12 protein-coding genes are annotated in these 13186 nt (G+C 49.4%); 11 read left to right on the forward strand and 1 reads right to left on the reverse strand.

From position 1 onward, the window contains the following. Positions 1–61 precede the first annotated feature (61 nt). From IEW48_RS05210 to lipB, 8 genes are all read left to right on the forward strand, one after another. Entirely contained in the window at positions 62–1159 is a 1098-nt protein-coding gene (locus IEW48_RS05210) for a Leu/Phe/Val dehydrogenase (protein WP_188622875.1), read from the forward strand. A 31-nt stretch (positions 1160–1190) separates the two neighbouring features. Next, a complete protein-coding gene (gene buk, locus IEW48_RS05215) occupies positions 1191–2333 on the forward strand; it encodes a butyrate kinase (RefSeq protein WP_188622876.1) in 1143 nt (380 codons plus the stop codon). Next, positions 2326–3753, forward strand: a complete 1428-nt coding sequence (gene lpdA / locus IEW48_RS05220; RefSeq protein ID WP_188622877.1) for a dihydrolipoyl dehydrogenase — start codon at positions 2326–2328, stop codon at positions 3751–3753. Before buk ends, lpdA begins: the two co-directional genes overlap by 8 nt. A gap of 34 nt (positions 3754–3787) precedes the next feature. Continuing rightward, complete coding sequence (locus IEW48_RS05225; protein WP_188622878.1) at positions 3788–4783, forward strand: thiamine pyrophosphate-dependent dehydrogenase E1 component subunit alpha; 996 nt, start codon at positions 3788–3790, stop codon at positions 4781–4783. A gap of 13 nt (positions 4784–4796) precedes the next feature. Beyond that, positions 4797–5780, forward strand: a complete 984-nt coding sequence (locus IEW48_RS05230; protein WP_007503766.1) for an alpha-ketoacid dehydrogenase subunit beta — start codon at positions 4797–4799, stop codon at positions 5778–5780. 29 nt (positions 5781–5809) lie between these two features. Continuing rightward, entirely contained in the window at positions 5810–7129 is a 1320-nt protein-coding gene (locus IEW48_RS05235) for a dihydrolipoamide acetyltransferase family protein (protein WP_188622879.1), read from the forward strand. Positions 7130–7268: 139 nt separating this feature from the next. Further along, positions 7269–7901, forward strand: a complete 633-nt coding sequence (locus tag IEW48_RS05240; protein WP_188622880.1) for a TetR/AcrR family transcriptional regulator — start codon at positions 7269–7271, stop codon at positions 7899–7901. A gap of 99 nt (positions 7902–8000) precedes the next feature. Then, a complete protein-coding gene (lipB, locus tag IEW48_RS05245; RefSeq protein ID WP_188622881.1) occupies positions 8001–8723 on the forward strand; it encodes a lipoyl(octanoyl) transferase LipB in 723 nt (240 codons plus the stop codon). A gap of 92 nt (positions 8724–8815) precedes the next feature. Here lipB and prli42 read toward each other — a convergent pair whose 3' ends face one another. After that, positions 8816–8914 (reverse strand): stressosome-associated protein Prli42, encoded by a 99-nt coding sequence (prli42, locus tag IEW48_RS05250; protein ID WP_007503762.1) that lies wholly within the window; start codon positions 8912–8914, stop codon positions 8816–8818. A gap of 155 nt (positions 8915–9069) precedes the next feature. On the opposite strand from prli42, the gene IEW48_RS05255 reads away from it, so the two are divergent. From IEW48_RS05255 to IEW48_RS05265, 3 genes are read left to right on the forward strand one after another with little or no spacing between them, the layout of a single operon-like run. Beyond that, entirely contained in the window at positions 9070–10722 is a 1653-nt protein-coding gene (locus tag IEW48_RS05255; RefSeq protein WP_188622882.1) for an acyl-CoA mutase large subunit family protein, read from the forward strand. A 39-nt stretch (positions 10723–10761) separates the two neighbouring features. Then, the gene (mce, locus tag IEW48_RS05260) at positions 10762–11601 is read left to right on the forward strand and encodes a methylmalonyl-CoA epimerase (RefSeq protein ID WP_188622883.1); all 840 of its coding nucleotides are present in this window, start codon (positions 10762–10764) and stop codon (positions 11599–11601) included. A 32-nt stretch (positions 11602–11633) separates the two neighbouring features. Continuing rightward, positions 11634–13172 (forward strand): acyl-CoA carboxylase subunit beta, encoded by a 1539-nt coding sequence (locus tag IEW48_RS05265; protein WP_188622907.1) that lies wholly within the window; start codon positions 11634–11636, stop codon positions 13170–13172. Positions 13173–13186: the final 14 nt, after the last annotated feature.

Genomic DNA, 13186 nt, shown 5'->3' on the forward strand with positions numbered 1-13186 from the left:
TTTAGCTTTATTAAACTGGTTTACATTTATTCAGTTTCTCTATTAACAGGAGGGATCCGACATGAAACTGTTTGAGTATATGGAGAAATATGATTACGAAGAGCTGCTGTTCTGTCAAGACAAAGCATCCGGTTTAAAGGCCATCATTTGTATCCACGATACAACCCTTGGGCCCGCGCTGGGCGGATGCCGGATGTGGACATATGACTCAGAGGAAGAGGCCATTGAAGATGCACTGCGGTTGGCCCGGGGGATGACTTACAAGGCAGCCGCAGCAGGATTAAACTTAGGCGGGGGAAAATCAGTCATTATCGGCGACCCCCGCAAAGATAAAAGTGAAGCCCTGTTCCGCTCCTTCGGCCGCTTTGTGCAAGGGCTAAACGGCCGTTACATTACTGCAGAAGACGTGGGTACCACTGTGGAAGATATGGATATTATCCATGAAGAAACCGATTATGTCACTGGCATTTCTCCTGCGTTTGGATCAAGTGGCAATCCTTCTCCTGTAACGGCTTACGGCGTTTATAAAGGGATGAAAGCAACAGCCAAACAAGCTTGGGGAGATGATTCGTTGGAAGGAAAAACCATTGCCGTGCAAGGTGTGGGCAACGTGGCCTACAATTTGTGCCGTTACCTGCATGAAGAAGGAGCCCGGCTGATTGTGACTGACATTAATAAGGAAGCTGTGCGACGGGCTGTCGAAGCCTTTGGGGCTGAAACTGTTGACCCTGACGATATATACAGCGTGGAGTGTGATATTTTCGCCCCTTGTGCACTGGGCGGGGTGATTAATGATGAAACCATCCCCAAGCTTAAAGCACGGGTCATCGCCGGGGCGGCCAACAACGTGTTGCGTGAAGAACGCCACGGAGACCTGCTCCATGAGATGGGCTTCTATTATGCACCCGACTACGTGATTAATGCCGGTGGACTCATCAATGTTGCCGATGAGCTATTAGGCTATAACCGGGACAGGGCCATGAAGAAAGTAGAAACCATTTATGATAATATAGAAAAAGTTTTTGAGATTTCCCGCCGCGACAATATCCCCACTTACCGGGCGGCAGATCGGATGGCAGAAGAACGCATTCAGGCGATCAAAAATGCCCGAAGCACCTTTTTGCAAAATCCGAAAAACATTTTAAACATGAAAGGTTAAAGCAGGGCAAAGCGGAATAGGAGTGAGCAAGATGGAACAACACAAAGTCTACCGCTTATTAGTGATTAACCCAGGTTCTACATCCACCAAGATTGCCATTTATGACAATGAACGGCCCATCTTTGAAGATACCTTGCGGCACGATGCGTCAGAGTTGAACAAGTACCGCAGTGTAATGGATCAATATCATTTCCGCAAAGAAATCATCCTGGAGACCCTTAATCAAGAAGGAATCAACTTGCAAAAGCTGGACGCTGTTGTTGGACGGGGGGGTGTCCTAAGGCCCATCCCTGGGGGGACCTATGTGGTGAATGAGGAAATGCTGAAGGATTTGAGAAGCGGACGCTTCGGGGAACATGCCTCCAATCTGGGAGCCATCATTGCTAATGAAATCGCTCAACAATTAAATATTCCGGCTTTTATTGTCGATCCTGTTGTGGTGGATGAACTGGATCCGGTGGCCCGCATCTCAGGGGTGCCTGAAATCCCCCGCCGCAGCATCTTTCACGCTTTGAACCAAAAAGCAGTAGCCCGGCGGTATGCCAAAAAGCAGGGGAAAAAGTATGAAGAGATGCGCTTGATCGTCAGCCATATGGGAGGCGGCATCACCGTAGGGGCCCATCGCTACGGCCGGGTGGTTGATGTGAACAACGGTTTGCATGGAGACGGTCCTTTTTCACCTGAGCGGGCAGGAACTGTCCCCGCTGGTGACCTGGTTGGACTCAGCTTTTCCGGGCAATACTTTTCTGGTGAAATTTTAAAGAAGCTGGTTGGACGGGGAGGGATGGTGGCCTATCTGGGCACCAATGATGCCCGCAAAGTGGAAGAGATGATCGCAGCGGGAGATAAAAAGGCCAAGTTGGTTTATGAAGCCATGGCTTATCAAGTCGCGAAAGAGATTGGCTCCTGTGCGGCTGTATTGGAAGGGGATGTGGATGCTATTATCCTGACAGGCGGCCTGGCCTATGGAGAACAATTTGTAGAGATGATTAAAAAGCGGGTGGAGTGGATTGCCCCTGTGGAAGTGATGGCCGGGGAAAATGAGTTGCAGGCGCTGGCCGAAGGGGGATTGCGTGTGTTGCGCGGAGAAGAAGAGGCCAAAACCTACCCCACTGAACAAACGGGAGCACAAGAAGTGGAAAACATATTAAAGGGGGTAACAACAAGTGGCTAAAGAATATGATGTGATTATTCTGGGGGGCGGGCCCGGAGGGTATGTGGCCGCCATCCGTGCAGCCCAGCTGGGCCTTTCCACCGCTTTAGTGGAAGCTCAAAAATTAGGCGGCACGTGTCTACATAAAGGCTGCATTCCTTCCAAGGCTTTGCTCAGAAGTGCAGAGGTGTATGCCACCTTGAAAGAGGATGGGGAAAGCTTGGGGATTACGGCTCAGGATGTGGGTTATGATTTTCAAAAAGTGAATGAACGCAAGCAAAAAATTGTGGATCAATTACATCAGGGTGTTCAGTATTTAATGAAAAAGAACAAAATAAACGTTTATCATGGTTATGGCCGCATTTTGGGCCCCTCCATTTTTTCACCTACTGCGGGAACCATCTCAGTAGAAAAAACCACTGGTGAAGAAAATGAAATGCTGGTGCCCAAGAATCTCATTATTGCCACAGGCTCCAGACCCAGAACCTTGCCTGGCCTGGAGATTGACGGCACCCATGTGCTGACCAGTGATGAAGCACTGGAACTGGAAGCACTGCCACAATCGATGATCATTGTGGGCGGCGGTGTGATTGGCATTGAGTGGGCTTCTCTGTTAAGCGATTTTGGCGTGGAGGTGACGGTACTTGAGTATGCCGAGCGCATTTTGCCCCAAGAAGATGAAGAGATCAGCAAAGAAATGGCACGCCTGTTAAAACGGCGCAAAGTCAGAGTGGTGACTGGTGCCGAGGTGCTGCCACAGACCTTGACCATTAACGGGGATCAAGTCACCATCACGGCCAAGCGGGGGGATAAGGAGGAGATTTTTACCGCTGAGAAGATGCTGGTATCGGTGGGGAGGGTGCCCAACACCGAAGGTATCGGCTTGGAAAATACGGATATTAAACTGGAAAAAGGTTTTATTAAAGTCAATGAATACGGTCAAACAGCAGAAGCACACATTTATGCCATTGGGGATGTGACTGGCGGCTTGCAGTTGGCCCATGTTGCCTCCCATGAGGGCATTGTGGCCGTAGAACACATTGCCGGGCTTGATCCGGCCCCGGTAAATCCTCACCATGTGCCCCGCTGTACTTACAGCCGTCCTGAGGTGGCCAGTATCGGCCTTACTGAAGCAGAGGCCAGGTCGCAAGGGTATGAAGTGAAAACAGGCAAGTTTTCTTTCAAAGGGGTTGGCAAGGCGCTCATTCTGGGGGATGCTTCCGGTTTTGTCAAAGTGGTCATGGATGCCAAAAGCCAAGATTTGCTCGGGGTGCACATGATCGGTCCCCATGTCACTGACTTGATTTCCGAGGCCGGTCTGGCTAAAGTGCTGGATGCAACCCCGTGGGAGATTTCTCAGACCATTCATCCGCATCCTACACTATCTGAAGCGATTGGTGAAGCCGCTATGGCTGTTGAAGGATTGGAGATTCATGCCTAAGGCTCCTAACTATCCTGGCGAGGAGGTTATCTGTATGACTGAAAAGCGTCACGAAGCATTGGGCTTAACGGCGCAAGATGTAGAGGAAATGTATTATACCATGCTTTTGGCCCGTAAGATTGATGAGAGAATGTGGCTGTTGAACAGGGCCGGTAAAATTCCGTTTGTCATATCTTGTCAGGGTCAGGAAGCGGCCCAGGTGGGCGCGGCCTTTGCCCTGGACCGTTCCAAAGATTATGTCCTGCCTTATTACAGGGATGTTGGTGTGGTGATCGCCTTTGGCATGACGGCCAGAGACTTAATGTTGTCCGGATTTGCCAAGGCAGAAGATCCCAACAGCGGCGGCAGACAGATGCCTGGACACTTCAGCTCTAAAAAGTACCGGATCGTGACTGGTTCATCACCTGTAACCACACAGGTTCCCCATGCAGTCGGCATTGCCCTGGCCGGCAAAATGGAAGGTAAGGATATTGTCGCCTTTACCTCCTTTGGGGAAGGTTCCAGCAACCAGGGTGACTTCCATGAGGGCCTAAACTTTGCCGGGGTGCACAAACTGCCGGTGATTTTCTTCTGTGAAAATAATAAATACGCCATTTCTGTGCCTGTCTCCAAACAGATCGCCTGTGAAAGTGTGGCGGACCGGGCTGTGGGTTATGGTATGCCTGGAGTTAAAGTGGATGGCAATGATCCGCTGGAGGTCTACAAAGTGGTCAAGGAGGCAGCTGACCGGGCCCGCCGCGGAGAAGGTCCCACGCTGATTGAAGCGACCACTTACCGCTTAACAGCCCATTCCAGCGACGATGATGACCGGACTTACCGTGATCCGCAAGAGGTAGAAGAAGCCAGAAAACGAGATCCAATTGCTAAGTTCAGAAATTATCTTTTGGAAACTGGGACGTTGACGGAAAAACGGGTAGAAGAGATTGAAGCCCGGGTTAAGCAAGAAGTGGATGAAGCCACTGAATATGCTGAGAATGCCCCTTACGCTGATCCAGAATATGCGTTGAAGTACGTTTATGCCGAAGAATAGGAGGTATGAGGGTATGGCGGTCATTTCCTATATTAACGCGGTGACACAAGCCTTAAAAGAAGAGATGGAACGGGACCCCAGGGTGTTTGTGCTTGGGGAAGATGTAGGCAAGCGCGGGGGCGTGTTCCGTGCAACCGAGGGATTATATGAGCAGTTTGGGGAAGAACGGGTGATCGATACGCCTTTGGCCGAATCAGCTATCGTTGGGGTGGCCGTCGGCGCCGCGGCCTATGGTATGCGGCCTGTTGCTGAAATCCAGTTTGCTGATTTTATCATGACTGCGGTGAACCAAATCGTGAATGAGGCAGCTAAATTCCGTTACCGCTCCAACAATGACTGGAGCTGCCCCCTGGTCGTTCGCGCGCCATATGGGGGAGGGGTACATGGTGCCTTATATCATTCCCAAAGTGTGGAAGCCATGTTTAACAGCACCCCTGGATTGAAGATTATAGCGCCTTCCACGCCTTACGATGTAAAAGGATTGTTAAAAGCAGCCATTCGCTCCGATGACCCCATCCTGTTTTTTGAGCATAAACGCTGCTACCGCTTAATTAAAGGGGAGGTGCCTGAAGAAGATTACACCTTGCCCATCGGCAAAGCGGATGTGAAGCGGGAAGGGGACGATGTAACCGTGATTTCTTACGGATTGATGTTACACTACGCCTTGCAAGCCGCTGACCGCCTGGAAAAAGAGGGCATCAGCACCCATGTCCTTGATCTGAGAACATTGTATCCTCTCGATCAAGAATCGATCGTTGAAGCTGCGGGAAAAACAGGCAAAGTGTTGTTAATCACGGAAGATAACAAAGAGGGCAGTGTCATGAGCGAAGTGGCAGCCATCATTGCGGAGAAAGCCCTGTTTGACCTGGATGCGCCGGTCCAACGCTTGGCAGGTCCAGATGTTCCGGCGATGCCCTATGCCCCCACAATGGAAAAATTCTTTATGCCCAATGTAGATAAAATTGAACAAGCGATTCGTGATTTGGCCGAATTTTAAACCGTTGCAGAACAAGAAGGAGGGATACCATGGCAACGAAGGTGACCATGCCTCAATTAGGCGAAAGTGTGACCGAAGGAACAATTGGCAGGTGGCTGGTTAAAGAAGGGGATCATGTCAATAAGTATGATCCCCTGTGTGAAGTGATTACGGATAAAGTGAATGCTGAAGTGCCCTCTTCCTACAGCGGAACGGTTGCCAAAATCGTGGCCCAGGAAGGGGAAACCGTAGAAGTGGGCGGCCTGATCTGCTACATAGAAGAAGACGGAGAAGGCGCTGCTGATCAGGTGGCTGATGCAGAACAGGGCAAAGGGGATCAGCAGGCCGAAGCCCACAAAGCGCAAGACGACAAAGACGAGCCTAGCATGAAGCGGCGATACTCACCTGCTGTCTTGAAGCTGGCCCAGGAGCATGACATCGACCTGGAGCAGGTCGAAGGAACGGGTCGCGGGGGACGCATTACCCGCAAAGACCTTCTGAAGCTGATCGAAAGCGGCAACATCCCCACCAAAGCAGCACGTGCAGCCGCAGAAGCCAAAGCCGCACCAACCGAACAAACATCAAAAGAAGAACAGGCCACTGCTCAGCCGGCAGCAGCCGTCTATCAAGCTGAGCAACGGGCTGCCCAGCCGGCCCATATCCAAGCCAGACCCGGGGATACGGAAATTCCGGTCAGTGCTGTCCGCCGGGCCATTGCCAACAAGATGGTGCAAAGCAAGCATGAAGCACCCCACGCCTGGACCATGGTGGAAGTGGATGTGACCGAGCTGGTTAAGTACAGGGAAAAAGTAAAGCACGAATTTAAGCAAAAAGAAGGCGTAAACTTAACCTATCTGCCGTTCTTTATCAAAGCCACAGTGGAAGCGCTGAAAGAATTCCCCATGATCAACTCCCAGTGGGCAGGGGATAAAATTATCCAGAAGAAGGAGATCAATATCTCCATTGCTGTGGCCACTGAGGATGCCCTGTTTGTGCCAGTCATTAAAAATGCCGATGAAAAAAGCATTCTGGGTCTGGCCAGAGCCATCGATGATTTAGCCCGCCGCACCCGGGAAGGCAAGTTGACACAGGATGACATACAAGGTGGCACCTTTACCGTGAACAACACCGGTTCCTTTGGCTCTGTCCTGTCCCAACCCATTATTAATTACCCGCAAGCCGCTATTTTGAGTGTGGAAGCGATCGTCAAACGTCCTGTGGTCAAAAACGACATGATCGCTGTAAGGGACATGGTCAACCTGTGTCTTTCTCTGGACCACCGCATATTGGACGGTCTCATTTGCGGCCGTTTTCTGCAAAGCATTAAACAGAAACTGGAAGCCATGGGCGAGGGGATGAGTTTGTATTAACGGGCCACGGGGCCCGTTTCTTGAACATAATACTGACTAGTCGGTCCAAACAATTTTCTCTGGTGATCAGGTACATCTGGCTGGCCAAGCCGGTCTGATGCCATCTTTACTGAGTGCAAAGTAAAGTGGAGGAATATCAATGCCACAGAAGTCAACAAAGGAACGAATTTTGGAAACGGCTCTAGAGCTCTTTGAAGCACGTGGTTATCACGGGGTGACCGTTGATCAGATTGTGCAGGAAAGCGGAACGTCAAAGGGGGGATTTTACCACAACTTTAAATCGAAAGATGAGCTGCTATATATCATTCATGATTCATTTATCTCCTATGTTCTGGACAAAGCCCAAGAAGCTTACGAAGAGTGGCAAACACCCACGGAGAGATTGTATGCCATTGTCAGGTCGTTTGTCATGATGTTTGAGCAATACCGGGCCCATGTGACTGTCTTTTACCAGGAAAGTTTATACCTTTCTCCTGAATACTTTAAGAAGATTAAACAGAAGAGGGACCGATATAAAGATATGATGTTTAAAGTGATTGAGGAGGGGATTAAATGCGGTGAATTCCGCCCGGATGTTCCTGTGCCGATCACATCCATGGCCATTTTTGGCATGATTAACTGGACTTATAAATGGTATAAGGAAGACGGTCTCTATACCATTGGGGAGATTGCTGATATGTTTGCTGATTTGGTTCTGCATGCTGTCCTGACCGATAAAGCGCGCCAAAATAAGCAATACGCCCGCCTCTTCTTGAAGTCGAAACAAGTTTAAAAAATGTTTCGTGATGGGCAGACGAACTGGTCGGTTTAGTTGTGACAAGGTATAATAGAATTAACACCGTTATTTATTTCTGTAAGGAGAGAACAGAGGATGAACTGGAACGAACATTGGCTGGAAACACATATTTTTAGACATAAGCAACCCTACGATCCCATGTGGGACAGACAGAAAGAATGGGTGGCTGAAATTGACCGGCACGAACGTCTGCCGTCTCTTCTCCTTCTGGAACATGATCATGTGTATACCTTTGGCCGTGGCGGCCGGCAAGAGCATTTGCTCATTTCTGAAGAGATGTGTAAACAGAAGGGGATTGAACTGGCTAATGTTGACCGCGGGGGTGACATCACCTACCACGGGCCTGGTCAGCTGGTCGGTTATCCTCTGATCCTGCTTAAACGCTGGAAAAATGATGCCCACCTGTACCTGCGCATGCTGGAAGAAACCATTATCAAAACCTTGGCACGCTACGACATTGACGCGGGGCGCAAGCCGCCCTATACAGGGGTATGGGTAGGAGATGAAAAAATAGCGGCGATCGGTGTCAAATTTAACCGGGGCCGCCAATCTAAAAGTTTTATCACCAGTCACGGTTTTGCCCTGAATGTGAACACCGACCTGTCCATGTTCGAGTACATTATTCCCTGCGGGATCCGTGAATATGGGGTGACATCCATGGCCAAACTTTTGGATCACCCGTTAGATCTGGCGGAAGTGATGCAGGTCTATCAACATATTTTTGTGGAAGAGTTTCAGTTTGAGCCCCATGGGCTCAGGGTGCATGAGGATTCTGAACCTGATGGTAGAAGCAGCTAACCGGTTAAAGATAAAATAAAAAAAGATAACCCAGATCACCGGATCTGGTTATCTTCCTTTCTACTATTATTGTAAGCGTTTTATCCCATGGCTTAATAAGCAAATAAGCCGATACCCATCAATAATGTGGAGAGCACAAGTGCCACAATGACAATGTAGACAACTGTTTTGACTAGTTTTTTTGGCAGCATGCGGTTACCTCCTTCAATAACTGAATCAAAATATCTTGTCACTCTATATATGATAACGAAAAAGCGGAGCCTCTTTCAATATGCTTAAGCAGTGAAATATAGGAATCAAGTGTTGAAACCAAAGGGAACAACCAAGGTTAAAGGAGTGGATCAAATTGTCTAAAGAAGAAGAGTTTCGCAAATTATACGAACAATGGCGGCGTAAAACGGAAGAACTGATCGCCAAGTTTCCAGAAAGAAAAGAGGTATTTGTAACTTCTTCGGGTATTCCTGTGGAGAGATTGTATTTGCCTGAACAGCTGGATGACCAGTATATGGAGCGCCTCGGGTTTCCGGGCCAGTATCCCTTTACCAGAGGGATACATCCCACCATGTACCGGGCCAGGCAATGGACCATGCGCCAATATGCCGGTTTTGGCTCTGCTGAGGAGACGAACAAACGCTTTCACTATCTTTTGCGACAAGGACAGACAGGTTTAAGTGTTGCCTTTGATTTACCCACCCAGATCGGTTATGACTCTGACGATCCCATGGCCAGAGGAGAAGTGGGAAAAGTCGGCGTGGCCATTGATTCTTTAGAGGATATGGAAACGCTCTTTGAGGGCATTCCATTGGATCAAGTCAGTACTTCTATGACGATCAATGCACCCGCTGCCATTTTGTTAGCCATGTATATTGCTGTGGCAGAGAAACAAGGGGTTCCTGCTGAAAAACTGTCTGGCACGATCCAGAACGATATTCTTAAAGAATATATTGCCCGGGGAACGTATATCTTTCCCCCCCAGCCCTCCATGCGTCTGATTACCGATATTTTTGCCTACTGCTCCCGGCATGTGCCCAAATGGAATACGATCAGCATCAGCGGTTACCATATCCGTGAAGCCGGGGCAACGGCAGTGCAAGAGTTGGCCTTCATGATGGCCAATGCGATCAGCTATGTGGAAGCGGCTTTAGAAGCGGGACTGGAAATTGACCAGTTTGCCCCGCGGCTGGCCTTCTTCTTCAATGCCCACAACAATTTCTTTGAAGAGATTGCCAAATTCCGTGCCGCACGGCGCATCTGGGCCAAGCTGATGAAAGAACGTTTCGGAGCCAAAAAAGAAAAGTCATGGATGCTTCGCTTCCACACACAAACAGGAGGCTCTACTTTGACGGCCCAACAGCCGGACAACAATATTGTGCGCGTGACGATTCAAGCCTTGAGTGCCGTCTTAGGAGGAACCCAAAGCTTGCATACCAACTCCAAGGATGAAGCTTTAGCCTTGCCAACGGAAGAATCGGCCAGAATTGCTTTAAGAACCCAGCAAATCATTGCTTATGAAAGCGGTGTGGGTGACACGGTTGATCCACTTGGCGGTTCCTACTATGTAGAGGCGCTAACCGATAAGATAGAACAAGAGGTGTACCGCTATTTGGACAAGATTGAACAACTGGGCGGCGCAGTCAAAGCCATTGAGCAGGGCTACATGCAAAGGGAGATTCACAAGGCAGCCTATGAAGCCCAGCAAAGGATTGAATCAGGAGAAGATATCATTGTAGGATTGAACAAGTTCCAAATTGATGATGAGCCCCAGCCGGAAATCTTGCGGGTGGATCCTAAGCTGGGAGAAAAACAAAAAGAAAAGTTAAACCATTTGAGAGCCAGGCGTGACTCAGCCAAAGTGGAACAGGCCTTGTCCCGGTTAAGAGCAGCAGCAAGGGGGACAGAAAACCTGATGCCCCCCATCTTGGATGCGGTCCGGGCTTACGCCACTATTGGTGAAATTTGCAATGTGTTGCGAGAAGAATTCGGGGAATACCGGGGATAAAAGCTGATTTGTGTCAATCTTAATGTGAGGAGGAGTACCATGGACAAAATACGCGTACTCATTGCCAAACCAGGATTAGATGGACATGACCGGGGAGCACTGGTGATTGCCCAAGCCCTGAGGGATCAAGGGATGGAGGTCATCTATACCGGATTGAGGCAGTCGCCGGAACAGATTGTGGCCAGCGCCATCCAAGAGGATGTTGACTGCATTGGCTTGTCCTGTTTATCTGGAGCCCATAATGAGCTGTTTCCCGAAGTGGTCCGACTCCTTAAGGAACAAGGGGCCGATGACATTCTGGTGATCGGCGGAGGAGTGATTCCGGCGGAAGATATTCCTTACCTGGAAAGCCAGGGCATTGCCAAAGTGTTTACACCGGGCGCATCAACCAAGGATATTGCCGACTATATCCGCTTGGCCCTTAAGGAGAAAAAGAGGAAACTGCTGGTGGACCCGCCTAAAAAAATTGCCCACATTGGCATTGCGGTCAAATCGATTGAAGATTCCCTTCCTTTTTACCAACAACAGCTTGGCTTGGCCTTGGAGGGCATTGAAACAGTGGAGTCGGAGCAGGTTAGAGTCGCCTTTTTGAAAGTGGGTGAGACCCGCATTGAGCTGCTGGAATCCCTGTCTCCAGACGGTCCGATTGCCACATTTATTAAGCACAGGGGCGAAGGAATTCACCATCTCGCTTTGGAGGTGGATGATATTGAGGCTCGCTTAAAGCAGTTGAAAGAAAACGGCGTACGTCTCATCCATGAGCAGCCTAAAGAAGGGGCACATGGTGCTCAAATCGCCTTTTTACACCCCAAAGCGACGGGAGGCGTCTTGCTCGAACTGTGGCAATATGATCAACAAACAGAGGAGGCATGGGCATGAGGGAACGCAATATCTACACCCAATTAGCCCCAATGGACGCTAAAATAGAAGAAATGTATGAACGCAAAAGAAAAATTGAACTGGGCGGAGGAGAAAAACGCATCCAAGCCCAGCATGACAAGGGAAAGTTGACGGCCAGGGAACGTATCAATTTGCTGTTGGACGATGGCAGCTTTGTGGAATTGAATGCATTTGTGGAGCACCGTGCCCATCATCTGGGGCTGGAAGCGGAAGCGCCGGGGGAAGGGGTGGTGACCGGTTACGGCAAAATTCATGGCCGCCTGGTTTATGTCTTTGCCCAAGACTTTACGGTATTTGGGGGAGCGCTGGGTGAGATGCATGCGCAAAAAATTGCCAGAGTCATGGATTTGGCTGCTAAAAACGGTGCTCCGATCATTGGGCTGAATGACTCTGGAGGTGCCCGCATTCAGGAAGGGGTTGTTTCTCTGGACGGTTACGGGCATATCTTTTACCGCAATTCAATCTATTCTGGTGTCATTCCTCAAATTTCGGTTATCATGGGTCCTTGTGCAGGCGGCGCCGTTTATTCTCCGGCTATTACCGACTTTGTGTTTATGGTGGAGAAAACAAGCCAGATGTTTATTACCGGCCCCAAGGTGATTGAATCGGTAACAGGTGAAAAAATAAGCGCCGAAGAACTGGGAGGGGCCAAGGTGCACGCGGCTAAAAGCGGGAATGCCCACTTTACCGCACCGAGTGAACCGGAAGTGCTGGATCAAGTCAGGCGCCTGCTAAGCTACCTGCCCCAAAACAATGAGGAAGATCCACCCCGCATCTACAGCAAGGATGACCGGGGCTGGATTGAGGAATTAAAAGATGTTGTCCCCTTTGAAGGGACTAAAGTGTATGATGTGCGCCAGCTGATTGAATTAATAGTGGACGACAAAGATTTTATGGAAGTTCAACCTGATTTCGCCAAAAACATTGTGATCGGCTTCGGCCGTATCAAAGGTCAGACTGTGGGCCTGATTGCAAACCAGCCTAAAGTGATGGCCGGTGGATTGGACATTAACTCTTCTGATAAATTATCCCGTTTTATCCGCTTCTGCGACTGCTTTAACATCCCGCTCATCACCTTTGTGGATGTCACCGGTTTCTTTCCAGGTGTCAACCAGGAACATGGGGGCATTATCCGTCACGGAGCTAAAATTTTATATGCTTATTCGGAAGCGACTGTTCCTAAAATTACGGTGATTTTACGCAAAGCTTACGGGGGAGCCTACGTTGCCTTAAACAGCAAGGCGATCGGTGCCGATATTGTTTACGCCTGGCCTAATGCTGAGATTGCGGTAATGGGACCGGAAGGGGCGGCCAATATCATCTATGCCAAGGAGATTCAAAACAGTGACAATCCGGCTGAAACAAGAGCCCAAAAGATTGCCGAATACCGGGAACGCTATGCCAACCCGTATATTGCCGCTGCCTATGGCATGGTGGATGACGTGATTGATACCCGGGAGACCCGGCTTAAACTGATCGAAAGCCTGGAGATGCTGAAAAATAAACGGGAATCCCGTCCTGCCAAGAAACATGGCAATATTCCCTTATAAGCAGGTGATCGAAG

Source organism: Caldalkalibacillus thermarum (assembly GCF_014644735.1).
Classification (GTDB): Bacteria; Bacillota; Bacilli; order Caldalkalibacillales; family Caldalkalibacillaceae; genus Caldalkalibacillus; species Caldalkalibacillus thermarum.